General features: G+C 63.6%; 22 protein-coding genes and 2 pseudogenes. 12 read left to right on the top strand and 12 right to left on the bottom strand.

What is annotated here, in order from left to right; all coding sequences use genetic code 11:
- The 3 genes and pseudogenes from RN01_RS34345 to RN01_RS18165 form a co-directional block, all read left to right on the top strand.
- Window positions 1-141: pseudogene (locus tag RN01_RS34345) on the top strand (copper resistance protein CopQ); the annotation flags it as partial.
- 385 nt (window positions 142-526) lie between these two features.
- Window positions 527-991 carry an ion channel gene (locus tag RN01_RS18170; protein WP_008642630.1) on the top strand — a complete coding sequence of 155 codons (465 nt, stop codon included), beginning with the start codon at window positions 527-529 and terminating at the stop codon, window positions 989-991.
- A 181-nt stretch (window positions 992-1172) separates the two neighbouring features.
- Window positions 1173-2072: a MipA/OmpV family protein gene (locus tag RN01_RS18165; RefSeq protein ID WP_017512770.1), complete on the top strand. Its 900-nt coding sequence runs from the start codon at window positions 1173-1175 to the stop codon at window positions 2070-2072.
- Between the two features lie 23 nt (window positions 2073-2095).
- Here RN01_RS18165 and RN01_RS18160 read toward each other — a convergent pair whose 3' ends face one another.
- From RN01_RS18160 to RN01_RS34340, 3 genes are all read right to left on the bottom strand, one after another.
- Entirely contained in the window at window positions 2096-2761 is a 666-nt protein-coding gene (locus RN01_RS18160; RefSeq protein WP_017512771.1) for an alpha/beta hydrolase, read from the bottom strand.
- 126 nt (window positions 2762-2887) lie between these two features.
- Window positions 2888-3199 carry a hypothetical protein gene (locus RN01_RS18155; RefSeq protein WP_008642633.1) on the bottom strand — a complete coding sequence of 104 codons (312 nt, stop codon included), beginning with the start codon at window positions 3197-3199 and terminating at the stop codon, window positions 2888-2890.
- A 131-nt stretch (window positions 3200-3330) separates the two neighbouring features.
- Window positions 3331-3489, bottom strand: a complete 159-nt coding sequence (locus RN01_RS34340) for a hypothetical protein (RefSeq protein WP_008642634.1) — start codon at window positions 3487-3489, stop codon at window positions 3331-3333.
- Window positions 3490-3868: 379 nt separating this feature from the next.
- On the opposite strand from RN01_RS34340, the gene RN01_RS18150 reads away from it, so the two are divergent.
- A complete protein-coding gene (locus RN01_RS18150) occupies window positions 3869-5314 on the top strand; it encodes a catalase (protein WP_008642635.1) in 1446 nt (481 codons plus the stop codon).
- 117 nt (window positions 5315-5431) lie between these two features.
- Window positions 5432-5920 (top strand): ankyrin repeat domain-containing protein, encoded by a 489-nt coding sequence (locus RN01_RS18145; RefSeq protein WP_111733771.1) that lies wholly within the window; start codon window positions 5432-5434, stop codon window positions 5918-5920.
- Between the two features lie 55 nt (window positions 5921-5975).
- On the opposite strand, the gene RN01_RS18140 is transcribed toward RN01_RS18145, so the two are convergent.
- Complete coding sequence (locus RN01_RS18140) at window positions 5976-6734, bottom strand: SDR family oxidoreductase (RefSeq protein WP_017512773.1); 759 nt, start codon at window positions 6732-6734, stop codon at window positions 5976-5978.
- Window positions 6735-6845: 111 nt separating this feature from the next.
- A pseudogene (ilvA, locus tag RN01_RS18135) lies at window positions 6846-7934 on the bottom strand (threonine ammonia-lyase, biosynthetic); the annotation flags it as partial.
- Window positions 7935-8403: 469 nt separating this feature from the next.
- Between ilvA and RN01_RS18130 the strand changes: the two are divergent.
- Both RN01_RS18130 and RN01_RS18125 read left to right on the top strand, forming a co-directional pair.
- A complete protein-coding gene (locus RN01_RS18130) occupies window positions 8404-10173 on the top strand; it encodes a bifunctional diguanylate cyclase/phosphodiesterase (RefSeq protein ID WP_017512775.1) in 1770 nt (589 codons plus the stop codon).
- On the top strand, window positions 10173-11615 hold the full coding sequence (locus tag RN01_RS18125) for an HDOD domain-containing protein (RefSeq protein WP_024570168.1): 1443 nt from the start codon (window positions 10173-10175) through the stop codon (window positions 11613-11615). Before RN01_RS18130 ends, RN01_RS18125 begins: the two co-directional genes overlap by 1 nt.
- Window positions 11616-11634: 19 nt before the next feature.
- Here RN01_RS18125 and RN01_RS18120 read toward each other — a convergent pair whose 3' ends face one another.
- Window positions 11635-12285, bottom strand: coding sequence for a carbonic anhydrase (locus RN01_RS18120; protein WP_024570169.1), 651 nt, complete (start codon window positions 12283-12285; stop codon window positions 11635-11637).
- A 107-nt stretch (window positions 12286-12392) separates the two neighbouring features.
- On the opposite strand from RN01_RS18120, the gene cynR reads away from it, so the two are divergent.
- Window positions 12393-13295 (top strand): transcriptional regulator CynR, encoded by a 903-nt coding sequence (gene cynR, locus RN01_RS18115; RefSeq protein WP_017513934.1) that lies wholly within the window; start codon window positions 12393-12395, stop codon window positions 13293-13295.
- On the opposite strand, the gene RN01_RS18110 is transcribed toward cynR, so the two are convergent.
- Entirely contained in the window at window positions 13264-14583 is a 1320-nt protein-coding gene (locus RN01_RS18110; RefSeq protein WP_011520014.1) for an MFS transporter, read from the bottom strand. The genes cynR and RN01_RS18110 overlap by 32 nt on opposite strands.
- Window positions 14584-14732: 149 nt before the next feature.
- Here RN01_RS18110 and cyoA point away from each other — a divergent pair, with 149 nt between their 5' ends.
- The 4 genes from cyoA to cyoD all read left to right on the top strand — a co-directional run bounded on the left by cyoA (window position 14733) and on the right by cyoD (window position 18941).
- On the top strand, window positions 14733-15782 hold the full coding sequence (gene cyoA, locus RN01_RS18105) for a ubiquinol oxidase subunit II (RefSeq protein WP_024570170.1): 1050 nt from the start codon (window positions 14733-14735) through the stop codon (window positions 15780-15782).
- A gap of 81 nt (window positions 15783-15863) precedes the next feature.
- Complete coding sequence (cyoB, locus tag RN01_RS18100) at window positions 15864-17867, top strand: cytochrome o ubiquinol oxidase subunit I (protein WP_008643182.1); 2004 nt, start codon at window positions 15864-15866, stop codon at window positions 17865-17867.
- Window positions 17860-18516 carry a cytochrome o ubiquinol oxidase subunit III gene (cyoC, locus tag RN01_RS18095; protein ID WP_008643180.1) on the top strand — a complete coding sequence of 219 codons (657 nt, stop codon included), beginning with the start codon at window positions 17860-17862 and terminating at the stop codon, window positions 18514-18516. The genes cyoB and cyoC overlap by 8 nt, the downstream gene beginning before the upstream one ends.
- Window positions 18513-18941 carry a cytochrome o ubiquinol oxidase subunit IV gene (cyoD, locus tag RN01_RS18090; RefSeq protein WP_008643179.1) on the top strand — a complete coding sequence of 143 codons (429 nt, stop codon included), beginning with the start codon at window positions 18513-18515 and terminating at the stop codon, window positions 18939-18941. Before cyoC ends, cyoD begins: the two co-directional genes overlap by 4 nt.
- A gap of 26 nt (window positions 18942-18967) precedes the next feature.
- On the opposite strand, the gene RN01_RS18085 is transcribed toward cyoD, so the two are convergent.
- The 5 genes from RN01_RS18085 to RN01_RS18065 form a co-directional block, all read right to left on the bottom strand.
- Complete coding sequence (locus RN01_RS18085; RefSeq protein ID WP_017511610.1) at window positions 18968-20509, bottom strand: methyl-accepting chemotaxis protein; 1542 nt, start codon at window positions 20507-20509, stop codon at window positions 18968-18970.
- Window positions 20510-20721: 212 nt separating this feature from the next.
- Window positions 20722-21972, bottom strand: coding sequence for an MFS transporter (locus RN01_RS18080; RefSeq protein WP_017511611.1), 1251 nt, complete (start codon window positions 21970-21972; stop codon window positions 20722-20724).
- A gap of 154 nt (window positions 21973-22126) precedes the next feature.
- Window positions 22127-22897, bottom strand: a complete 771-nt coding sequence (locus RN01_RS18075) for a CDP-diacylglycerol diphosphatase (protein ID WP_017511612.1) — start codon at window positions 22895-22897, stop codon at window positions 22127-22129.
- A 21-nt stretch (window positions 22898-22918) separates the two neighbouring features.
- Window positions 22919-23152: a hypothetical protein gene (locus RN01_RS18070; protein ID WP_008643166.1), complete on the bottom strand. Its 234-nt coding sequence runs from the start codon at window positions 23150-23152 to the stop codon at window positions 22919-22921.
- Between the two features lie 382 nt (window positions 23153-23534).
- Window positions 23535-24524, bottom strand: a complete 990-nt coding sequence (locus RN01_RS18065) for a tripartite tricarboxylate transporter substrate binding protein (RefSeq protein WP_017511613.1) — start codon at window positions 24522-24524, stop codon at window positions 23535-23537.
- Window positions 24525-24704 lie beyond the last annotated feature (180 nt).

Here is a 24704-nt window from a genome sequence, read left to right as displayed (position 1 = left end):
CCGTACACCGACGGTGCCCGCATGGTCGCCGGCCTGGATCGCACCGGTGTCTCGAGCGAACCGGCCCGCAAGGTTGATCCGTACTACGACGGTGCCCGTACCGGCAAGTTCGACCCGTACACCGAAGGCGCAAACGCCTGAGCCCCGCCCCATGCTGGCGGTAGTTGAAAAGAAGTAACCGGAGTCGCATCAGGGCCACTGTTCTGGCCGGCTCCGGTTGCTGCCCCGGAGTCCATCATGAGCTTCAAGAACAGTGCCCTGATCCTGAGTGGATGGCTGGCCGTCACAGCCGCCACCGGCGCCGCCGCCGCGATCGTGGTCCAGACACTACCTGTCTGAGCCCGACACACGACACTAATAACTGCGCCCCCGCAGCAAGTTGAAGAAAGCCATCAGTGCGCAATCCAGCGCGGCGTGAATGCACTCTGCCATGCGTTCACGCCGCGTTGGCATTTGTGCGCACCATGGCGCAAGCATCAAACCGCCGTATATAGTCTGCCCATCACTCGCGAACTCCCGGCGAACGATGCCAGACACGCCAATTAATTACCTTCTTGCAGTCGGACTCACGGCCGGCCTGACCGTTATCTGCGTCGGCCTGCACTATGAAGCACTTCGGCTAATCTCCTCGATTCACCCCAAGCGCCTTAGCGGCAAACTCAACATTGCCGTGATGATCCTGCTGATCATCCTCACGCATTGCATCGAAGCCGTGATTTTCAGCGGCGGTTACTGGCTCGGCACCGAGTGGCTTGGCATCGGCCGCCTGACGGGCATGCAAGAGCACGGCCCCGCGGCGTATATCTACTTCTCCCTCGAAACCTTCACCACACAGAGCATCGGCGACATCGTCCCGATCGGCCAGCTGCGTCTGCTGGCTGCCGTACAGCCGCTGGTGGGCCTGATTCTGATAGGCTGGTCCACATCGTTCACGTTCCTGATCATGCGGCGCGACTGGCAATGGGACGACGAGCGCGGCGCCAGGAATTGACTGCTGACGACTGACGGCTGACCGGGGAGGGCTGGTCGCCGGCCGCCACGTCGGCCACAATGGCCATCGGGTTTCAGCAAAATGATGACTTTGCGTCATCCGCACGTCCGCCAGCGCCGTTACACCGGTTTTGCATCGCACCTTCCCCCATGGGAAGCGCTAGAAGAAACGGAGTGATTACTTGTCGACGAATTCGGATTACCAGGCTGGTGTGGCAAATGGCCGGTACCCGCGCGCCCTGATACTGTGGCTCGCCACGGCGATGTTCGCGCTGGTGGCCTTGCTGGCCGCGCCGCGAGCCCACGCCCAGACGCCGGCCCCGCTGGCCGAGTGGCAGTACTCGGTAGGCGTGCCGCTGGAAAAGCTGTTCGAGGGGCCCCCGCCCGACTGGACGGTTCGTCTGGGCATGGCAGCCCGTATCAGCCCGTATTACGACGGCACCGGCAACTACTATCCGCTGGCGGGCCCCGCGATCGACATCCGGTACCGTGACCAAGGCTTCCTGTCCACTGGCGAAGGCCTCGGCTGGAACATCGTCCACTCCGACCATTGGCGCGCCGGTATTGCGCTGACCTATGACTTTGGCCGACGTGAGAAGCACGACCACGACCATCTGGCCGGACTCGGCAACATCGGGATGGCGGTCGAATCGAAGTTGTTCGCGGAGTACGTGGTCTCGAAGGAGTTTCCGCTTGTGATTCGCGCGAACGCGCGGCGCCAGTTCGGGGGTGCCAACGGCTGGCTGGGCGACCTCGGCGCGTATATGCCGCTGCCGGGCAGTTCGGACAAGTTCGCCTGGTTCGCGGGTCCGACCATGACGGTCGCGGATTCGGCCTATATGAGTCGCTGGTACGGTGTCACGGCGGAGCAATCGGCGCGTTCAGGACTGCCCCAGTACCATGCCGGCGCCGGCATCCGCTCATACGGCGGGGGGGTATCCGCGATGTGGTTCTTCGGCAAGCACTGGTTCGCCACGGCCGATTTCGGCATCGCGGCTCTCGTCGGCGATGCGCGCAACAGCCCGGTCGTATCTCACTCGGCCAACATGACCGGCGATATTTCGATCATGTACGAGTTCTGACCCAATAGCTGCCGATCAGCCGGTCACTCGGCCGGCCGCCGCAGATAGCTCTCCACCACGCGGCGCAGGCCTGGCAGCTTCCCCGTGAAGAAGTGTCCGGCGCCCGGCACCACGACCACCGGCAGTTCCTGCGGTCGCGCCCAGTCGAAGACATTCACCAGCGGTACCCGCTCATCGCGCTCTCCGTGCACGACCAGTGCGTGGGCGGGGACCGTCGGCGTGTCATAGGACAACGTGTCGGACAACGCGCCGGCGGGCATTCCCGTCAGCATCAAGTGCGCAATCGACTCGCCTGCGGCGGTGAGCACCTCGGCTGCGCGCGTCTGGACGAAGGCGCCGAACGAGAATCCAGCCAATGCCAGCGGCAGCCCCGCATTCGCTGATTGCGCGTACCGGATCACGGCCAGCACATCTTCCGTTTCGCCGTTCCCTTCGTCGTACTCCCCTTCGCTCTGGCCAACGCCGCGATAGTTCGGCCGCAACGCCAGGAAACCATGCGCCTGCAGGATGCGCGCAAGCAGTTGGGGAATCTTGTGTTCGGCGTTACCGCCCTGGGACGGATGCGGATGCGCCACCACGGCAACGCCGATCGGCGCAGCGGCAGGCGTATCGACGAGAACTTCGATCTGACCGGCAGGTCCGGCGATGAACTGGCGAGTGGTAGCAGGTGCGGGGAGGGGCGAGGACATGGGAACGGCGACTTGCTGGCTGGGGGCGGGCGTTACGGTTTCTGGCATACGAATGCACGCGCAGCATACCCGCAGCAGCCCCCCGGCGGCAACGCCTGCCGCCGTCCCACACCTGCCTGCCGATTCTCAATGCTGGCTGTCAGCCTTGATGACGGACGCAACTTCCTGCCGCCTGACGCTAACCACATCGTCAAGCTCGAGCCCCTCCGCGACGACGAGCATCTCGGTGCCCCGGCTGATGGCGTAGATCACGCCGTACCACAGATCCGGCCCCGCCGCGGCGTTCAGCCGGATGCTGAACTCCGTGACCAGATCCTGACTGAAGACGGTCACCAGGTCGCCAACCTCGGGCATGGCGGCCTCCTCCGCCAGTGGAAATTCCCGGGCTGCCACCGTCAGTGGCGTCTGCGCGATGCCGCGCGCAAACCTCGCTTGCATGTCATCTCCTGCGCATGATTTTCACCTTGTAAGGATAGGAACGCAGCCTGAAAAGGCACGGTAAACCTGCCACGGGGAGGACTCAGGTCGAGCACGCGTCGCATTTGAACGGGCCGCGCCCGGCCAGCGCCTCACGATTCAATGGCGCCGGGTTCCTCATGCGCCTGCTGCCCATCGAGCTTCGCTTCGCGGCGCGCCAGCCTGGCCGATAGCCGGTACTGGCACACGAACAGCGCAATCAGGGCGATCAAGGCAATGGCGGCAAGGCCAAAACGGTAGACGATCCACATGGTGCGGCATGGTCGTAGTTGTCCTGCTTTCAGCCTATTCAGCCTGCCGTCCAGACACTGCAAAGAATCGACTGATACACGTCAATTTCCTGTCAATGCCGAGCACAGAATTTGACCTGATCCGAAAAATGCGAGAAAGCGGAGCCGTTCCCAGACGTAAACCACTTAATGGCCCGCTCGAAAAGTCTGTGCACTATCGCGGCCATTGATCAATACGATATGACTTGAACTACCCCTTCTGCGATAGTTGACTGCAACTCCTGCCGGCGAGTCAGTTCCCCGGCGCACTCGGTGACGCGGCCACGAGCCGCGGCAATTCCGTCCCACAAATGTCCAGACGCGACCCTTCCGGATCGCACGACTGCATCAAGGAATGACTATGAATAAGCTCACGACCGCATTTGGCGCGCCCGTTGTCGATAACCAGAACGTTCAGACCGCCGGGCCGCGTGGCCCCGCCCTGCTTCAGGATGTCTGGTTCCTCGAAAAGCTTGCCCACTTCGACCGTGAAGTGATTCCGGAACGCCGCATGCATGCCAAGGGCGCCGGCGCTTACGGCACGTTCACGGTCACGCATGACATCACCAAGTACACGCGTGCGAACCTGTTCTCACAGGTTGGCAAGAAAACCGACCTGTTCCTGCGCTTCTCGTCGGTGGCCGGCGAGCGCGGCGCGGCCGATGCGGAACGCGACATCCGCGGCTTTGCGATCAAGTTCTACACCGAGGAAGGCAACTGGGACCTGGTGGGCAACAACACCCCGGTTTTCTTCCTGCGCGACCCCCTGAAGTTCCCCGACCTGAACCACGCCGTGAAGCGCGACCCGCGTACGGGCATGCGTAGCGCCGAAAGCAACTGGGACTTCTGGACCGGCCTGCCCGAAGCCCTGCACCAGGTCACGATCGTCATGAGTGACCGGGGTATCCCGCGCACCTGGCGTCATATGCACGGGTTCGGCAGCCATGCCTACAGCTTCATCAACGCCAACATGGAGCGCTTCTGGGTGAAGTTCCACTTCGTCACCCAGCAGGGCATCCAGAACCTGACTGACGAGGAAGCTGCGGAGATCACGGGCCAGGACCGCGAATATCACCAGCGCGATCTGTTCGAATCAATCGAACGTGGCGATTTCCCGCGCTGGAAGCTCTGCGTGCAGATCATGCCGGAAGCCGAAGCCAGCAAGGTCCCCTACCACCCGTTCGACCTGACCAAGATCTGGCCGAAGAAGGACTACCCGCTGATCGAAGTCGGCGTGCTGGAACTGAACCGCAATCCGGACAACTTCTTCGCCGAAGTCGAACAGGCATCGTTCGCGCCATCGACGATCGTCCCCGGCGTCGGTTTCTCGCCCGACAAGATGCTGCAGGGCCGTCTGTTCTCGTACGGCGACGCCGCGCGCTATCGTGTCGGCGTGAATCATCACCAGATTCCGGTGAACTCGCCGAAAGCCGCGAAGTACGTCAACAGCTATCACCGCGACGGCACGATGCGCGTCGACGGCAACCGTGGGGCCGCCATCGCCTATGAGCCCAATACGAAGGGCGAGTGGGCCGAGCAACCCGACTTCCGCGAACCGCCGCTGACGCTGGAAGGCACCGCCGACCACTGGAACCATCGCGAGGACGGCGACTACTTCTCGCAGGTCGGCGCGTTGTTCCGCCTGATGTCGCCGACGCAGCAGCAGGCGCTGTTCGACAACACGGCCCGCTCGATCAAGGGTGTGTCGAAACACATCCAGCAGACCCACATCAAGCATTGCACGGCGGCTGACCCCGCCTATGGTGCGGGTGTCGCGGCTGCCATCGAGATGATCGAGGCCAAGTAAGTCCCCACTACCCGTGCCTCTCCCGCCCCCTGGGAGAGGCACGGGCGGAACGACTCAGAAAATCCCGAACAAACCGTCCGAGACAGGAAAATGATGATGGAACAGCCTCAAGCCACGATGTCCGCGGAAGATGAAGCGCGCATGATCGCCGCGCTGGGCCAGGTGTTCGACCTCGCGCGCAATGGCGACGCCGTGGCGCTCGCGGCGCTGATCGAACGCGGCATGCCGCCGAACCTGCGTAATGAGAAAGGCGACACCCTCGTCATGCTGGCGGCCTACCACGGCCATGCGAACGCGCTGCGCACGCTGCTGGAAGTCGGCGCTTCGCCCGACATCCGCAATGCGATGGGTCAGACGCCGATCGCCGGAGCCGCCTACAAGGGCTACACCGAAATCGTCGAAATCCTGCTCGAGCATGGTGCCGACGTCGAAGGCGCCTCGCCTGATGGCCGCACGGCGCTGATGACCGCCGCGATGTTCCAGCGCACGGATATCGTCGAAATGCTCAAGGCGCATGGCGCCGACCCCGAAGCACGCGACAACCGCGGCATGACCGCAGCCGATGCGGCGGCTTTCATGGCCGGCCGGCACGGTAGCGCCCATTGACAGCCGCCCCTCTCCGCCGAGCGAGAGGGGACCGCCTTGATTCCGCCTCAGCGCATTACCCCCGTCCCACGAACGGCATCTTGGTAGCCATGACGGTCATGAACTGCACATTGGTTTCCAGCGGCAGATTGGCCATATGCAGTACCGAGCTGGCAACGTGGGCCACATCCATCAACGGCTCCGGGCGGATCTCGCCATTGGCCTGCGGCACGCCACGCGCCATGCGGTTGGCCATGTCGGTACCCGCGTTGCCAATATCGATCTGACCGCAGGCGATGTCCCAGGGACGGCCATCGAGCGACAGGCTCTTGGTCAGCCCGGTAATCGCATGCTTGGTGGCCGTGTAGGGCACGGTATTCGGCCGTGGCGCGTGGGCCGAGATCGACCCGTTGTTGATGATGCGGCCGCCACGCGGGTCCTGCGATTTCATCAGCGCGAACGCGCCGCGCGCGCACAGGAAGGCGCCGGTCAGGTTGGTGTCGACCACCGCCTTCCACTGCTCGACTGACAGTTCGTCGATGCTGACGCCCGGCGCGTTGATGCCTGCGTTATTGAACAGCACATCGAGCCGGCCGAAGCGTTCGCGGATCTTGCCGAACAAAGCGTCGACCGAGGCGGCATCACTCACATCGCACTGCACGGCCAGCGCGGTCTGGCCCGCAGCCGTGGCTTGCGCGGCCAGGGCTTCCAACGTTTCGGCAGTGCGCCCGGCCAGCACGACCTGATATCCATCCGCGAGCATTGCCTGCGCCACTGCCTTGCCGATACCGCGCGCCGCGCCCGTGACCAGTGCGACCTTTGCCTGCTTTGTCATGCTCGATGTCTCCAATGTCTTGTGGCTGGGAAGAGTGCCACCCCTGATTCTGCCCGAAAGCACCGCAGTTGTACGACAACTTCTGGGCGATCATCGGCCCCCCTTCCATCATCGCGCGGCGCCAACCACTTCCGCCCGCTCCGCCACGATGCGCAAGCGGTCAAAGTTCATATTGGCGCCCGATGTGATCGCGACCAGCGCCAGCGAGGCGTTACCCGCCGTCGCCGCATACTGCTTGAGCCCCGCCACGGCCAGCGCGCCGGCCGGCTCCACCAGGCTGCGCGTGTCCTGGAAGATGTCCTTGATCGCGGCGCAGAGCGCATCGGTATCCACCGTCAGCACGCCATCAAGGTACTTCTGGCAAAGCCGAAACGTCTCTTCTCCGACGCGCTTGACCGCTGTGCCATCCGAGAACAATCCCACGGTATCGAGCGTGACCCGCTCGCCAGCGGCCAGCGAACGCGCCATGGCGCAGGAATCCTCCGTTTGCACGCCGATGACCTGGACTTCCGGCCGGACCGCCTTGACATATGCCGCCACGCCGGCTGCCAGGCTGCCACCGCCGATCGGCACGAACACGGCATCAAGCGGACCGCGATGCTGCCGCAGGATCTCCATGCCCACGGTACCCTGCCCGGCGATGACGTCGGGATCGTCGAACGCCGGGATGAACGTCAGTCCATGTTGTTGCTGCAGGGATAGCGCATGGTCAAAGGCATCGGAATAGGACTCGCCGGCCAACACGACTTCCACCATCCCGCCACCGTGGGCACGCACCGCGTCCACTTTCACCTGCGGCGCGGATTGGGGCACGACGATGATCGCCCGCACACCAAGCCGGGCCGCGGCCAGCGCCACGCCCTGCGCGTGATTGCCGGCCGAGGCCGTGATCACGCCACGGGCAAGCGCATCGGCCGGCAGGCTGGCCATCTTGTTGTAGGCACCGCGCACCTTGAACGAAAACACGGGCTGGTGATCCTCGCGCTTGAGCCAGACGCGGTGGCCGAGATGCGCGGACAAGGTCGGCGCCGCCTCCAGCGCGGTCTCCCGTGCCACGTCGTAGACGCGCGCGGTCAGGATGCGCCTCAGGTAATCGTCGGCGTCGCTCCAGGCGTCGTGTGCCGCTTCAAACGGCTCGGCATCGAACGACTGGCCCAGCGCAACGGCTTGGGGCACGGCAAGGGGATGGGTTAACGGCATGGCGACTCCATTCTTGAGGGGAAATCTCTGGAAATCCCTGGAGGCGGCCATAAAAAAACCCGCCTCGTTGGGCGGGTTATTGATGTCTGTTTCGGACGCGCGCTAACCCACCATTCTCGGAATGGTGCGAATAATCGCGGCGATGCGGATGGCGAAACTGGACATGGGAATGAGTGTCACGGATTTCCCACGACTATGTCAATCCCGACACAAGCCTGGCCTTCAACTGGCGATGCGCGTGTTGTAGTCGTGCCCACTGTCATCAGCCCCCTCCCGCGTCACACTCAGCCCGATGTCGGCTCGTATTAGAATCGCCGATGTCATTCGTATGACGGCGGCAGCACCAGAGGTCATGTTCCGGGCACGGGTTAGCCACGGACTGGCGTTGCCGCGGGTATCCAACCCTACAGATCACAAGAAACCAACCGATATCAGCCATGCGCCCATTGGGCTCAGGGCTGAAAGATACATGACCGCGTTCGCATACGATGTTGCTCTGGCACCGGAGCCTGCCGATCGCAGGCGGCCCGATGCCGGCCCTGCCTACGGCGAGGCCCTGGCGTTGCTGGAGGCTTCCGGCGCGCTGGCCATGCGCGTGGACATGCAGGGACGCATTCTCGAAGCGACCGAAGCCACCGCCGAACTGCTGGTCTATCCGCGCGAATACCTGCTGCGCACCTCGATCCTCGACATCATCGCGCTGGAGTCCCGCGAACGCGTGGCCATGTTGCTGACGTGCTGCGCGCAGGACCAGGCCATGCGCCGCGAGCGCGTGCGCGTGGCCGGCGGTATCGGCGGGCCCAACTGGCTCGACCTGCGCGTGAGCTACCACCGCGATGCCGACGATGCGCCGAGCCTGCTGCTGTTCGGCCAAGACATCACGCATTGGGTGGAGTCGGAGCGAGACCTGACCGAGCGTGCCTTCCTGGATCCGTTGACTGGTGTCGGCAACCGCGCCTACATCGGCAAGCGGATCGAGGAATACACGTCCGGCCGCCGTGCGGGCCAGCCGTTCGCGGTTGCCCTGATGGATCTGGACGGCTTCAAGAACGTCAACGACTCGCTCGGCCACGAGTTTGGCGATGCGCTGCTCAAGGAAGTGGGCACGCGCCTGCAGGACACCGTCCGCACGCGCCAAAGCGTGGCGCGGCTGGGTGGCGATGAATTCGTGCTGATGCTCGATGACATGGAGTCCGAGGCGGACGCCATCCGCGTCCTCGAGCGCGTAATCCATGTCTGCCGCCAGCCGTTCCTGCTGGGCGGCTGCCAGGTACGCATCACCACCAGCATCGGCCTGGCCTTCTCGAACGGTTCGGCGCAATCGGAGTCGCAATGGCTGCGCCGCGCGGATCTGGCGATGTACGAGGCGAAGGCGCTCGGCAAGAACCGTTACTGCATCTACTCGCCCGAACTGGACCGCCGCCTGGACGAACAGTTTCAGATCGAGCAGAGCATGTTCGAAGCGGTGCAGAACGGCGAATTCCTGCTGCACTACCAGCCGATCGTCTGGCCTGGCAGCGGTGAAGTCTGCGCCGTGGAAGCACTGATGCGCTGGGAGCACGCTGGCCGCGATATCCGGCCCGATGTGTTCATTCCCGTCGCCGAGAAGAACGGTCTGATCAAGCATCTTGGCGCCTGGGCGCTGCGCTGCGCCTGCGCCCAGCTCGCCGCCTGGGATGCGCTGGGTATCCATGTCGGCCATATGTCGGTCAACGTGTCAGCCGTGCAGTTCCTGCATCCGGGCTTCTTCGACAGTGTCCGCAATGCGATCCAGGAATCGGGCATCGGCGCCGACCGTCTCCTGCTGGAAATCACCGAAAGCGCGCTGATGACCGATCCGAAGGCCGCCGAGGAACTGCTCCTTTCGCTGCGTGCGCTCGGCATCCGCTTCGCCGTCGATGATTTCGGCACCGGCTATTCGAGCCTGTCGTACCTGCGCCGCTTTCCGCTGTCGGCCCTCAAGGTCGACCGCAGCTTCGTCGCCGACATGGTCGATTCACCGCACGCGCGGACCATCGTGTCGGCCGTGCTGTCGCTGGCACGCGAACTTGGTCTCGTCGCGATTGCCGAGGGCGTGGAAACCGATGCCCAGAACAAGCTGTTGGCCGCGCAGGGCTGCAACCTTGTGCAGGGATGGCGCTTTGCACGCGCCGTCGCCGCCGCCGATTTCGAGAGCGCCGTGATCGACGGCAGGTTCGTGGTCGGCGAGGGCGAAGTCTTCGCGCCACGGGTGTCCTGATGTCCAAGTCCGATTTCTTCGAGACCCTGTGGGCACGGATGGCGCAGCAGGGAGACTTCCCGACGCTCCAGTACTGTGTCGACAACATCTTCAAGACGCTCAACGCCGACCTCACCGTCGGCGAGATGGCCACGAGCGTGCTGTCGGATTTCAGCCTGTCGCAGAAGGTGATCCGGCTCGCCAACTCGGCCATGTACCGGTCGTTCGGCGGCGAGGTGACCACCGTCTCGCGCGCGATCCTGGTGCTGGGCGTGGAGGCGATCAGCCACCTGACGCTCGGCATCCAGCTGCTCGACTACTTCCACGGCGTGGCGCCAAATCGCCCGCAGGCCACGCGCGCGTTGCAACGCGCGCTGGTGGCCGGCGAGATCACGCGGGCGCTGAGCCAGGCACGCGGCATCAACGAGGGCGAGGAAGCCGTCGTCTGCACGCTGATGCACCATATGAGCCGGCTGCTCGTCGTGTTCTATTTCCCCGAAGAATGGGAACGCGTGGAGGCCATGTGCGCCGCGCATCCGATGACGGAGAACGAGGCCTGCCAGGAAGTGCTCGGTGTGTCGATGGTGGAGATCGCCGAGGCGGCCGCGCGCAAATGGCGACTCCCGGGCCTGATCGCGCACGCCATGAAGCCACGCGCGCTGTCCACGGATACCGTACTGGAAACCCATTCCGACTGGCTCGCCGCCATCGCGCAGGTCTCCGCGCAGGCCGCGGCCACGATGGTGCGCGACGGCAATCAGGCATCGGTCGAGGCGTTGCTGCTGTCGCACGCGAAGGTGCTCGGCCTGGACGCCAGCGACGTCTCCGTGGCCGTGCGCCAGGCCGAGGTGCTCAATGCGTCGATTGTCGAATCCGAATCGCCGGCGCAGGATGCCACAACACTTGCCCACGGCGCGCGCCCGGACAACGTCCTGGAGCGACTGCGGCAAGGCATCGCCGAGGTGCAGCGCGAAGGCGCGGGCCGGACAGTATCGCAACTGGCGCCGATGGTGCTGGAATCGTCGATGCGCGCGCTGGACTTCTCGCGCTGTTTCCTGATGATGCTGAACCCCTCGACGCGGCACTTTCACGCGCGGCTGGGCTTCGGCGAGGGAATGCGTGAAAGGCTGTCCGCGCTGTCCTTCGAGGAAGGCTTCGTGCCCGATGTGTTCCACTTTGCCGCGCTGGCGTCCAAGCCGCTGCTGGTGGAGGACACAACGGACGCCGAAGTGGCGCGCCGTCTGCCACGGTGGTATCGCGATGCGATTCCCGACGCGCGGTCGATCCTGCTGGCACCGGTAAGAATCCGCAATCGCTGCATCGCCATGGTCTATGGCGACTGGGGCACCGCCCGCGCGCCCGCCGGCCTGGGCGAGGCCGAGCTCGAGACCGTCGATGAGCTGATGCGCGAAATCGCCGCAGGCGTGCTGCGCGCGGCGCCTGCGCAATCGCCCTCGCGCTGATACCTGCCAATCCCTGGCGTCAGGCAACCCGCTCCAACGTGGCGGTGACATCAGGCTGTTCCCGCAGCGGCACGAACTTCCCCGTACGCCCATCGAGGGCATCGATCTCACCGGTTTCGATGTCATAGACCCAGCCATGCAGGTCGACACGCCCTTCGGCCAGCGCCTGCGCCACCGACGGATGCGTCCGCAGGTGGTCAAGCTGCTCGATCACGTTCTCACGCACCATGTCGTCCACCCGTGCCCGGTCCGATGCGTGCGGACGGGCCAGACTGATCCGCCGGGCGCCGCTGGCATGTTCGAGCCACTCTTCGACGGCGGGCATGTGGTCCAGGCATTGGCAGGTGGCCACGGCCGTCATGGCCCCGCAATCGGAATGGCCACAGATCACGATGTCGCGCACCTTGAGCCCCGCCACCGCGTATTCGACGCTGGCGGACACGCCGCCTGGCTGCACCGCGTAGGCCGGGACGATATTGCCGGCGTTGCGGATCACGAACAGCTCCCCGGGCTCGCATTGTGTCAGCAACGCCGGCACGACGCGGCTGTCCGAACACGCGATGAACAACGTCTTGGGATTCTGCTGCGTGGCCAGGTGCTTGAACAGCGCCGACCGCTTCGGGAATTCTTCCCGCTGGAACTTCAGAATGCCCTGGATCAGATCTTTCACGCCGACGCCCCCATCGTCACTGGATGGCTCCAGCATGGCGGCGAACAGCTATTGGGTCAAAGACCGGTTTATTATCCTCGTCATTGGCAACACCAATAGTTACCACCATGCTGCTGCGCCACGTTCGCTATTTCCTGGCCGTCGCCGACGCCGGCAACTTCACCCGAGCGGCCGAGGCACTCCATGTCTCGCAGCCGACACTGTCGCAGCAGATCCGCCAGCTCGAGGAATCACTCGGCGCGCCGCTGTTCGATCGCAGCGGCCGCACCGTGCGACTGACTGACGCCGGCGAGGCGTACTACGTGCACGCGCGCCGCGCGCTGCAGGACCTCGAAGCAGGGCGACGCGCCATCCATGACGTGGGAGAACTCACGCGCGGCAACCTCCGGCTGGCGATCACGCCGACGTTCACGCCCTATCTGGTGGCGCCGCTGATCGTGGCGTTTAACTCGGCGTATCCGAATATCACGCTGAGTCTGCGCGAAATGCCGCAAGAGCGCGTGGAACCATTGCTGGCCGATGACGAGGTCGATATCGGCATCGCCTTCGACGATATCCATCTGCCCGATCTGGACGCCACACCGTTGATGGAGGAACCGCTGGCCTACATGGTCGGCGCCACACACGCGCTGGCACGCCGACGCACGGCACTGCGCGCCGACGTGCTCGCGGCGCAATCCATGGCCATGCTGACGCGGGAATTTGCCACGCGGGGCTATATCGCCCGCTACTTCGGGGCGCTAGGGATCGAGCCGCGTATCACGTTCGAGGCCAACTCGGTCAGCGCCGTGCTTGACGCCGTGCGCAGCGGACGCCACGCCACGGTGCTGCCGGCGGCCATTGCCGCCGGACATCCGGATCTGTGCGTCCTCAAGCTGGAACTGCCGCTGCCGCCGCGCCGTGCCGCGCTACTGCAACGGCGTGGCGCCTATCGCACTGCCGCGGCGCGCGCGTTCGTGGCATTTGCGCTCGATGAGGTCAATCGTCGGGGGTCCCCAGCGCACGGTTGATCCGCAGCGCCACCAGCGTTCCCACCACCCCTGACAGCAGGTACAGACTAACCGCGACCAGGCCGAACAGCGACGACAGTCCCAGCGCCACCAGTGGCGCAAATGCGGCGCCAAACAGCCACGCGAAATCGGTCGTCAGCGCGGCGCCCGTATAGCGATAGCGGGTCTCGAAGTTCGACGTCACCACGCCGGCCGCCTGCCCGTACGACAAACCCAGCAGGCCGAAGCCGATCAGGATGAACAGGTTCTGGCCAGTCGCGCCGCCATCGAGCAGCCACGGACTGAACAGGCTAAAGATGCCAATCAACACGGCCATTGTCGCCAACGTGGTACGCCGGCCGATGCGGTCGGCAAGCCATCCGGAGATCAACGTGCCGATGAACGCAATGACCGCACCCACGATCTGGACCGCGAGCACGTCTGTGATGTTCTGCGTCTTGTGCAGGCTCACCCATGACAGCGGAAACACGGTGACGAGGTGGAACAGCGCATAGCTGGCCAGTGCCGCGAAGGCGCCGAGGAAGATGTTGAAGCCCTGCGCATTGACCATCTGCAGCGTGCTGATCGGCTCGAGTTCATCCTCCTCGAGCAGTCGGGTGTATTCATGCGTGACCACCAGGCGCAGCCGCGCGAACAGCGCCACCACGTTGATGGCGAAGGCCACATAGAACGGATACCGCCACCCCCAATCGATGAACTCTTCCGGCGTCAGGCTCGAGCGCAGGAACAGGAACAACGCACCCGCCACGATGAAGCCAGTCGGCGCGCCAAGCTGCCCCACCATCGCGTACCACCCGCGCTTGTTTTCCGGCGCATTGAGCGCCAGCAGCGACGGCAGGCCATCCCACGAACCGCCGAAGGCAATGCCCTGCAGGAAGCGGAACAGCGCCAGCAGGTAGATGGCCGAACTGCCGATCGACGCGTATGACGGCAGGAACGCGATACCCACCGTGGCGGTGCCGAGCAGGAACAGCGAGGCCGTCAGCTTGATGCCGCGGCCCCAGCGTCGCTGGATTCGCATGAACAGCGTCGTCCCGAACGGCCGTCCGACGAATGCGAAGGAGAAGATCGCGAAGCTGTAGAGCAGACCAGCCAGCTCGCTCGCAAACGGGAAATAGACCGATGGGAAGACGAGCACCGAGGCGATGCCGTACGTGAAGAAGTCGAAGTACTCGGAGGCGCGCCCGATCACCACGCCTGTAGCGATCTCGGCTGGCGCCACGTCATGATGACCGGGTGCCGGAGGTGCAGTGGGCGACGCGCGATGCTGGTGGGACAGACTGGCCATCGTGGAGTCTCCTTGATGTGCGAGAGGAGGATGTCGTACTGCACTTAAAGTCCCGCAATCACAAGAATAGCGCCTAAACTGCAACTGGAAATCGAAAGATCGTTGGGGCCACCCCAATGCGACGTTAACCAGACGCCACTTCCGAGACCATGCCACGCTTCGATGCAGCAGTGACACCCATCAGGGTGACGGGAAGGTTGCTTTTGCGTTGTACCGCAATCGCGCTATTGGCGAGTCTGGCCGGGTGCAACGCTGTGCTGCTTTCGCCATCCGGCGATATGGCCATGCGCCAGCGTGACCTGATCATCATCGCCACATGTCTGATGCTGCTGATCATCGTCCCGGTGATCTTCCTCACGTTGCTGTTCGCGTGGCGATACCGCGAGAGCGCCCCCGATTCTCCATACAACCCGGAGTGGGACCACTCCACGGTGCTCGAACTGGCGATCTGGGCCGCACCGCTGCTGATCATCATCGCGCTCGGCGCGGTGACCTGGGTCAGCACCCATCAGCTTGATCCCTACCGGCCACTGACACGGCTCGACGAAGGCCGCCCCGTTCCCACCGAGGTGAAGCCGCTCACGGTGGAAGTCGTGGCGCTGGACTGGAAGTGGCTGTTCCTGTATCCCGAACAAGGCATTGCCACGGTGAACGAACTGGCCGCGCCGGTCGATCGCCCGATCGCCTTCCGGATCACCGCCACCTCGGTGATGAACGCCTTCTTCGTGCCTTCGCTGGCCGGCATGGTCTACGCCATGCCTGGCATGGAAACCAAGCTCCATGCGGTGATCAACAAACCCGGCATCTATGACGGCTTCTCGTCCAACTACAGTGGCGCGGGCTTCTCGCATATGCGGTTCAAGTTCCACGGCATGTCGAGCGAGGACTTCGATCGCTGGATCGCGCAGGCCAAGTCATCGGGCAGCACCCTGTCGAAGGACGCCTACCTGAAGCTGGCCCAGCCCAGCGAACGTGAGCCGGTGCAACGCTATGCGAGCGTGGCGCCCGAACTCTACGACCAGATCCTGAACCGTTGCGTGGATGGCGGCGCCTGCATGGCCGACACCATGGCGCTCGATCGCAGCCGCGGCAAGTTCGACCCGTCCGGCGAAATCTGCACGGCAAGCAACACACCGGTCGATTCGCCGCTGTTTGCGCCGGACGTCGTGCTCAACGACGGTAGACGACTGCTGCGGTGAAGCGGGGATTCGCCCCCATTTTTCCGGTTCCCGCCAATCTTCATCGGTCAATTTTGGCCAACACAGGCCCAGGTGACAAACATGCCCGAGCGCTCCGAACTCGCCAACCTGATTTTCGGCCGACTGTCATGGGAGGCCATTCCCTACCATGAGCCGATCCTGATCGCCACCTTCGCCGCCGTGGCGATAGGCGGACTGGCACTGGTGGCGCTGCTGACGTACTTCCGCGCGTGGGGCTATCTCTGGCGAGAGTGGTTCACCAGCATCGACCACAAGAAGATCGGCATCATGTACATCGTGCTGGGCATCGTGATGCTGCTGCGCGGCTTTGCCGACGCGGTCATGATGCGGATGCAGCAGGCCGTAGCATTTGGCGACAACGCCGGGTTCCTGCCGCCTCACCACTACGACCAGATCTTCACCGCGCACGGCGTGATCATGATCTTCTTCGTGGCCATGCCGCTGGTCACCGGGCTGATGAACTTCGTCATGCCGCTGCAGATCGGCGCGCGCGACGTGGCATTCCCGTTCCTCAACAACTTCAGCTTCTGGATGACCACGGGCGGCGCGATTCTGGTCATGATGTCGCTGTTCGTGGGCGAATTCGCGCGCACGGGCTGGCTGGCCTATCCTCCGCTGTCGGGCATCCTCCACAGTCCCGACGTTGGCGTGGATTACTACATATGGGCGCTACAGATAGCAGGGGTGGGGACGCTGTTATCAGGGATCAACCTGCTGGTCACCATCGTCAAGATGCGCGCCCCTGGCATGACGCTGATGCGGATGCCGATCTTCACGTGGACGTCGCTGTGCACGAACGTGCTGATCATCGCCGCCTTCCCGGTGCTGACCGCCGCGCTGGCGCTGCTGGCGCTGGATCGCTACGCCGGCACGAACTTCTTCACAGCCGACCAGGGCGGCAGCGCGATGATGTACGTGAACCTGATCTGGATCTGGGGTCACCCCGAGGTCTACATCCTGGTATTGCCGGTGTTCGGCGTGTTCTCGGAAGTGGTGGCCACGTTCGCGCGCAAGCGCCTGTTCGGCTACGCGTCGATGGTCTATGCGACGGTGGTGATCACCGTGCTCTCCTACCTGGTCTGGCTGCACCACTTCTTCACGATGGGCTCCGGCGCCAGCGTCAATTCGTTCTTCGGGATCACGACGATGATCATCTCGATCCCGACCGGCGCCAAGATCTTCAACTGGCTGTTCACGATGTACCACGGCAAGATCCGCTTCGAGCCACCGATGCTGTGGACAGTCGGCTTCATGGTCACGTTCGTGATCGGCGGCATGACCGGCGTGCTGCTGGCCGTGCCTCCGGCGGACTTCTCGCTGCACAACAGCCTGTTCCTGATCGCCCACTTCCATAACGTGATCATCGGCGGCGTGCTGTTCGGACTGATGGCCGGCATCACGTACTGGTTCCCCAAGGCATTCGGCTATCGCCTGGTGTCATCGTGGGGCAAGGCGTCGTTCTGGTTCTGGTTCGTCGGCTTCTACTTCGCGTTCATGCCGCTGTACTGGCTCGGCCTGCTCGGCGTGACCCGCCGCATGAACCATTTCGACGATCCGTCGCTGCAGATCTGGTTCCAGATCGCCGCGTTCGGCGCGCTGCTGATCGCCATCGGCATCGCCTGCTTCCTGATCCAGCTCGTGGTGAGCTTCATGCGCCGCGAGGAACTTCGCGACACCACCGGCGACCCCTGGGGCGGCCGCACGCTCGAGTGGTCGACCTCGTCGCCGCCGCCTCAGTACAACTTCGCATTCACGCCGGTCGTGCACGACACCGATGCCTGGTGGCACATGAAACACAACGGCTTCCAGCGACCGGAGCAGGGCTTCATCCCGATCCACATGCCGAAGGGCACGGCGGCCGGCATCGTACTGGCCGGGCTCTCCACGATATGCGGCTTCGCGTTGATCTGGCACATCTGGTGGCTGGTCATCGCGTCGTTCGCGGCCACGATCATTACAGCGATCATCCATACCTTCAACTACAAGCGCGACTACTACATTTCGGCAGAGCAGGTGGTCCGGACTGAAGCGGCGCGCACCCAACTGATGGCCGGCCATGGTTGATACGACCCTACCCCTGCACGCGCACGGCACGGCCGATGCGGACCAAGCGCCCCCCGGCGGCTATCAGTTCTACCTGACCGAGGAGGTACATCCTCAGAACGGCACGCTGCTCGGGTTCTGGCTCTACCTGATGAGCGACTGCCTGATATTCGCGTGCCTGTTCGCTGCCTACGGGGTGCTGGGGCGCGAGTACGCGGGGGGACCGAGCGGCGCCGAGCTGTTCGAGCTGCCACTGGTGGCGCTGAACACCTCGTTCCTGCTGATATCGTCGATCACGTATGGCTTCGCCATGCTGCAGATGCAGCAGAACCGCGTCGCCAGCACGCAGATCTGGCTGGCCATCACCGGCGTGTTCGGCGCGGCCTTCCTCACGGTGGAACTCTACGAGTTCGCGCACTTGATCCATGAGGGAGCCGGCCCGCAACGCAGCGCGTTCCTGACATCGTTCTTTTCGCTGGTGGGCACGCACGGGCTGCACGTGACGTTCGGCATCATCTGGCTGATCGTCCTGATGACGCAGGTGGCGCGGCACGGACTGATCACGGCGAACAAGCGCAGGCTGATGTGCCTGTCGATGTTCTGGCACTTTCTCGACGTCGTGTGGATCGGCGTCTTTACCTTTGTCTACCTGATGGGGTCGCTGCCATGAGCGCGCAAGACCACGCGATGGACGGCCACGGGCATGGCCATGAGCACGAAGAGGAAGTGGGGCCGCACGCCACGCTGGGTGGCTATCTGACGGGCTTCGTGCTGTCGGTGTTCCTGACAGCGGTGCCGTTCTGGCTGGTGATGGGCAAGGTGTTCGAAAAGTCGTCCACCACCGCCATCGCCATCCTGCTGATCGGCGCGGTGCAAATCGTGGTGCACATGATCTACTTCCTGCACATGAACGCCAAGTCGGAAGGCGGCTGGAACATGCTTTCCCTGATGTTCACGCTGACACTGGTCGTGATCACGCTGACCGGATCGCTATGGGTGATGTTCCACCTGAACAGCAACATGATGCCGCAGATGCGGCACACGCAGCAGGCAGCGGAATCGGGTGGCACGATCGTGCCACCCAGAACCAAATAGCGAGATACCGAGACAGCCGAGGGACTTCAGGCGGCCAGGCGGAACGTCGCCACCGCTTCCTTGAGCCGCTGGGCCTGCTCTTCGAGCGAGCCCGCGGCCGCCGCAGCCTGTTCCACCAGCGCCGCGTTCTGCTGCGTCACGGTGTCCATCTGCGTCACGGCCTGATTGACCTGCTCGATGCCGGCGCTCTGCTCGACCGACGCCGCGCTGATTTCGCCCATGATGTCGGTTACGCGCTTCACCGCGCTGACGATCTCTTCCATCGTCTGGCCAGCCTGCGCCACCAGTTGCGAACCACGTTCGACGCGATCGGCCGAATCTCCGATCAATGACTTGATCTCCTTGGCCGCCGTCGCGCTGCGCTGCGCGAGGCTGCGCACCTCGCCCGCCACCACGGCAAATCCCCGGCCTTGTTCCCCGGCGCGCGCGGCTTCAACTGCCGCGTTCAGCGCCAGGATGTTGGTCTGGAACGCGATGCCTTCGATCACCGAGATGATCTCGACCACCTTGCGTGAGGCGGCATTGATCTCGTCCATCGTGTGCACCACCTGGCCCACTACCTCGCCGCCCTGCGTGGCCACGTCGGAGGCATTGACCGCCAGGCCGCTGGCCTGCTTCGCGCTGTCGGCGTTCTGGCGCACGATGCTGGTCAGTTCTTCCATGCTCGACGCGGTCTCCTGCAGCGACGACGCCTGCTCTTCCGTCCGTTGCGAAAGGTCGGTATTGCCGGCGGCAATCTGGCTCGTGCCGGTGGCAATCGCCTCGGTGCCTTTGCGCACTTCCTTGACGATGCCAAGGATGTTCTCGTTCATCTCACGCAGCGCCGCCAAGAGCTGGCCGGTTTCGTCGCGGCTGTCCACGTCGATTCGGCCGGTCAGGTCGCCAGCAGCCACGGTCCGGGCAAAGCCAACGGCACGATGCAACGGGCGCGTGATGCCGATGGTGAGCCACCATGCGAATGCCACACCAATTGCCAATGCGATCACGCCAAGCGCGATCAACCCATTGCGCGCGCTCTCGTAGATCCGGTTGATCTCCTCGGCCGTGGCGTCGATGGACGTGCGCTGGATGTCCAGCAGCTTCTGGATCTCAGCCAGGTAGGCATCACCGGCCGGCACGAACTCGTTCTCCAGCACCTTGACGGCATCCTCGGCCTGTCCGTCCTGCTTGAGCTTGGCGATCTTGTCGCGCGACTCGTTGTAGGGATTGCGTACGACCAGAATGCGCTCGAAGGACGCCTTTTCCGCGTCGGACGTCAGCATCGGCTTTATCTTGTCGCGCATCGCGGCAATCGTCTCGGCCGAGGTCTTGGTCTCTGCGGCGAAGAACTGGCCAAGCGAGGGATCGCTGCTGCGCGTGATGGCCGTGGTACGGCGCACGCTGGCGTACATCAGGCGATACCAGTCGCTGACGATGCGCTCCTTGGCGAGCGGCTGCTGCATCATCGCGTGCGTGCGGCCCGCGACATCTTCCAGACGCAGCACGCCCAGAACCGTCATGAATGTGGACAACAGCAAGACCACGCCGAAGCCGATGCCAAGGCGTACACCAATACCAAGATTCTTCATGCCTTCTTCTACCTGATTGACTGGTTGGCGGCTGACTGACCGCACGCGGTGGCGGCCGATCACTGCTTTGCCTGCGGCGCAACTGGGTATGCGCTCGAACGGACATGGGAAAAGCTAACGGCAGTCAGTACAGGAACTTGAGAAAAATCAGGGAAAGTGCGAATTGCGGGCGCTACCCGGATGACGGGCCGCCCGCAAGGACTCTGGCGCGGTCAACGTCGCGGCGCAGGCGCCGAAATGGGGCTGAAGTAGTACGGCACCAGTGAAAGCGCCACCACCACCACGGCGGAGAGAAAGATCGCCGAGTAGGTATGGGCGACAGGCCAGTCGCGCAGATGACCGACGTTGGCAATCAGGCCGAATCCCCACGACGTAAGCGCCGAGCCCAGGAACACGAACGTGTTGAGCAGGCCGAGACCCCGGCCACGCGCAGGCGCGGGAATCAACGCACGCCCTTGCGCCATCACCAGCGGATGAAGCATGCCGATCGTGGACAGCAGCGCCATCATGCCAACGCCGCTGGCCACCCCTGCATCGGGCCAGATCGTCAGCGCGATACCGCCGGCGGTTGCCAGGCATCCCCATATGCCAATCGCCGCCTTGAGCGAACTGCGCCGGACAAGCACGGGCAACGCAAACGCGGTGAGAAAGCCGGCCAGGCTCAGCAGCATCAGCGCCATCCCGCGCGTGCCGGCCTGGAGGCCGAACACGTCGGCCAGATACGGACCGCTCCATGCATTACGAAAACCGGTGCCGGCGGACATCGCCACGCATAGCGGAATCAGCGTCCATAGCGGCCAGTATCCGAGCAGCTTGCCGCTCTCGACCAGCATCGCGCTCATGGGCGCCTGACGCGCCTGCTCGTGACCGTCATCGCGAACAAAACGCCATACGCCGTAGCACGCGACCACCATGCAGACCGCCGCGAGTGCCATGGCGGGGCGCCAGCCGACGTGCTGCGAAGCCCAGCCAAGCGGGGCCGTGGCGCAAAGTGCCCCGATCATGCCCAGCGCATTCGAGCGGCTGCCCACACGCATGTACTGTCGCTCCGAAAGCTGTTCCGACGCATAGTGCAGCAGGCCCATGAACACCGGCGCGCAGGCCAGCCCAAGGCCCATCTGCACCAGCATGGCCATGCCGGCATTGGGCGCGACCACGAAACCGATTGCCGACACGGCGCCGACACCGAGCAGCACGGCCGTGGGGCGGCCTACGCCGTAGCGGTCGAAAGCGATGCCTACAGGGATCTGCGCGACGGCGAAAGCGAGGAAGAAGCAGGAAGATAGCGCGCCGAATCCCGCCGGGGACAGTCCGAAGTCATGCTGCAGTTCGGGCGCGATAACGGCGAGGCAGCTTCGATAGAACTGACTCAGGATGAATGCGAACGTCAGCAGGGCGATGCCTCGCGACGTGTTTGTCTCCGCGGCTGCGGCGGTGCTTTCCTGTTGGAAAGTCGTATTCACTTTTGTCTCTTGCTGGAGGGGCTCGCGGGCTATTCTACGCGGGCACGTCCCTTGTAAGACGTCAGACGAAATGATCGGGGGAAACAAAGCGGCGAATATCGGCCATTTGTGCAACGGTCATCACCGCTACGTTCTGGCAGGCAGAATTTTTCGGCTACCGCCCTGGCTGCGCCCGGCCCAGCTTGCAGCCGCGATCCAGAAAATCGCTGGCATGGCCGTTTGCGCCGCCCGCCTTGTCGACGGGTTCATCGACCACGACGAAGCCGGCCTGTCCCTGCAAGGGACGCACATAGCCCAGGAATACGCCCCGGTCGGCGATCTTGCCGTCGGCGCCGAGGTCCTCGCGCACCACGTCGAACGGATCCACCGCAAGAACCGGATCGTCCGAGGGAATCAGCCTGACACGCACTGGCTTGCCGCGAAACGTCAGGCTGCGCCACTGCCTGTCGAACGCGCCGCTGGCAAGGAAGTCGCGCGCGCTTTCGCTGATGCAGTCCAGATGAATGTGAAGCTGATCCTGGCTGCGCGCCGCCCTCGCGTTGATGGCCAGCCCCAGGAGGGTGTCCGGCAGCGCGCGGCCAATGGCCTTGCCCACGGTGTCGCGCGCGGCCCAGCCAAAGGCCCAGGCATTGTGCTCGCGATCGGACCAGACACGCGCGTCGTCGACGCCGCTGACCGGCCGCACGGGAATGACAAGGTAATGCGAGGCGCCAATCATGTCCTTGTAGAGGACAAAGCCTCGCTGGCGATCAACGATGACGCAATCGGAGTGTGTGGGAGTCGCCGGCGTCAGGCAGCGCTCCTGGACGTTCTTCCAGAGGCTGTCGCGCGAAAATCCGCCGACCATGCGTTCGAGCAGGCCAGCGTCGGCACAAGCCTGCCCCGACGCAATCAGCGCCAGACACCACAGCAGCAGGCGTTTCACGGCGTCATGCGGGCGCTGGAATCAACGCGCGGTGCGTCCACCGTAATACGTGCCGTTGCGGGGATTCGATACCTGATAAGCATGGTTGCGCGCCCAGCGCTGGGCGGCGAGAAATGCTTCGGGTTCACGTTGACTCCACGCACTGACCATCAGCGGCGAGGCATCTTCCTCGGTATTGAGGTAGACCGCCGCGCGATGAAGTGCAGCTCGGTCAGGAGCTCCGGGAATCGTCGTGGTTCGAATCGTCACACGCATCAATACAATCCTTGAGGCCCAGATTCAGGAAATTATGCATAAGCACCCATGACATGGGAATGACCTCGATGCAGTAGTTTTGCGTAGGTGGACGGTTCTTTCCCCTTGCTGGCCAGACGGCCGCGTCAGGCCTGGCTTTGCGGGTAGGCGCGGATTCCTCGGGCGTGGCGTGCGCGCCACGCATGTACCGCACAGGGAACTCGGACGGATCTGCGCCTGAGGCAGGACACTGCCTTGTAGCCAAGGGAAAACACTGATCCCAACTACGCGCAAGAGAAACAGCATACCTGACAAGCAGCGCCATCATCAGGAATTCGCCGCATCGGCGCGCCGACACCCGGGACACCGCGCCGATGGAGTGCTTCTTCAGGACTATGCCGAATCAGCTTTCGATCTTGAAGTTGGTTTCCTTCACCACTTGCTTCCAGCGATCGGTTTCCGCCTGGATCTCCTTGCCAAACGCTTCCGGCGTGCTGTTGGCCATGACATAGTCATACTGCTTGAGCTTGGCGACCACGTCCGGCATCTGTTTTGCTTTTTCGACGTTCTGCGCCAGCGCGGTGACGATCTCCTTGGGCGTCCCTTTGGGTGCCAGCAGCCCTGCCCAGGAATTGAACTCCATGTCCTTGATACCCAGTTCCTTGAACGTAGGTACGTCTGGAAAAGACCCGGCGCGCTGCGGCAGAATAACCGCCAGCGCCTTGACGCGACCCGCCTTGATCAATTCCACTGCGGCAAAGGAGTCGAACGAAAAATCGACTTCCCCCGAAGCCACGGCCTGCATTTGCAGGCTTGTGCCTTTGTATTGCACGTTGGTGACATTCGGTGCATCGACCACGCGCTTGAACTGCTCGGTGATCAGGTTGATCATGCTGCTGCCGGACGAGGCCGCGAGCGGCTTGTCCGCTTTCCGGGCCAAAGCGATCAAGTCGGCCATGTTCTTGACCGGCAGATCCTTGCGCACGATGACGATAAAGCCAACATCGCACACCCGCGCCACCGGCGCAAAGCTGGACGCTGCCTCATATGGGGCCTTGTAGATCACGGGGCTTAGCGTTTGGGCGCCGGCGGTGTTGAACAACAGCGTATAGCCATCCGCCGCAGCACGGGCCACCTCGCCCGTACCGATGATGCCGTTGGCACCCCCCTTGTTCTCGATCACAAACGAGGCCTTCATCAGCTCCCCCACCTTTTGCATGATGAGGCGAGCTACCACATCGGTCGTGCCCCCCGCTGCAAAGGGCACAATCACGCGCACTGGTTTATTCGGGTATGCCGCTTGCGCGTAAGCCCATCGCGGCAGGCTACCTACAGCGGCGGCTCCCACCAGGCTCGTCAGGAATTGGCGACGTTGGATACTGAGATTGTTCATGCCTTGTCTCCTTAGTACCGGTTATCCGGCCCGATGTGTTGTCATTTGAGAGAATGCATCACCTCATTGAGGTTCGATACTAGGTTTAATACGCGCAGGCTTGGCAGGGCCAAGTTGAGGCCAGACGAGTTCGTCAGCTTTGGCGGATACAATGCGCCGTCCCATCGTGCGATCACCATG

The organism is Cupriavidus sp. SHE, from assembly GCF_000812445.1.
Lineage (GTDB): Bacteria > Pseudomonadota > Gammaproteobacteria > Burkholderiales > Burkholderiaceae > Cupriavidus > Cupriavidus metallidurans.
The sequence above is the reverse complement of the archived record's forward strand: the minus strand, read 5'-3'. Positions and strand labels throughout refer to the sequence as shown.

Coding starts and splice junctions, on each gene's coding strand:
- RN01_RS18170 (WP_008642630.1), top strand. CDS start 527: ATGCCAGACACGCCAATTAATTACCTTCTTGCAGTCGGACTCACGGCC.
- RN01_RS18160 (WP_017512771.1), bottom strand. CDS start 2,761: ATGTCCTCGCCCCTCCCCGCACCTGCTACCACTCGCCAGTTCATCGCC.
- RN01_RS18155 (WP_008642633.1), bottom strand. CDS start 3,199: ATGCAAGCGAGGTTTGCGCGCGGCATCGCGCAGACGCCACTGACGGTG.
- RN01_RS34340 (WP_008642634.1), bottom strand. CDS start 3,489: ATGTGGATCGTCTACCGTTTTGGCCTTGCCGCCATTGCCTTGATCGCC.
- RN01_RS18150 (WP_008642635.1), top strand. CDS start 3,869: ATGAATAAGCTCACGACCGCATTTGGCGCGCCCGTTGTCGATAACCAG.
- RN01_RS18145 (WP_111733771.1), top strand. CDS start 5,432: ATGTCCGCGGAAGATGAAGCGCGCATGATCGCCGCGCTGGGCCAGGTG.
- RN01_RS18140 (WP_017512773.1), bottom strand. CDS start 6,734: ATGACAAAGCAGGCAAAGGTCGCACTGGTCACGGGCGCGGCGCGCGGT.
- RN01_RS18130 (WP_017512775.1), top strand. CDS start 8,404: ATGACCGCGTTCGCATACGATGTTGCTCTGGCACCGGAGCCTGCCGAT.
- RN01_RS18125 (WP_024570168.1), top strand. CDS start 10,173: ATGTCCAAGTCCGATTTCTTCGAGACCCTGTGGGCACGGATGGCGCAG.
- cynR (WP_017513934.1), top strand. CDS start 12,393: ATGCTGCTGCGCCACGTTCGCTATTTCCTGGCCGTCGCCGACGCCGGC.
- RN01_RS18110 (WP_011520014.1), bottom strand. CDS start 14,583: ATGGCCAGTCTGTCCCACCAGCATCGCGCGTCGCCCACTGCACCTCCG.
- cyoA (WP_024570170.1), top strand. CDS start 14,733: ATGCCACGCTTCGATGCAGCAGTGACACCCATCAGGGTGACGGGAAGG.
- cyoB (WP_008643182.1), top strand. CDS start 15,864: ATGCCCGAGCGCTCCGAACTCGCCAACCTGATTTTCGGCCGACTGTCA.
- cyoC (WP_008643180.1), top strand. CDS start 17,860: ATGGTTGATACGACCCTACCCCTGCACGCGCACGGCACGGCCGATGCG.
- cyoD (WP_008643179.1), top strand. CDS start 18,513: ATGAGCGCGCAAGACCACGCGATGGACGGCCACGGGCATGGCCATGAG.
- RN01_RS18085 (WP_017511610.1), bottom strand. CDS start 20,509: ATGAAGAATCTTGGTATTGGTGTACGCCTTGGCATCGGCTTCGGCGTG.
- RN01_RS18070 (WP_008643166.1), bottom strand. CDS start 23,152: ATGCGTGTGACGATTCGAACCACGACGATTCCCGGAGCTCCTGACCGA.
- RN01_RS18065 (WP_017511613.1), bottom strand. CDS start 24,524: ATGAACAATCTCAGTATCCAACGTCGCCAATTCCTGACGAGCCTGGTG.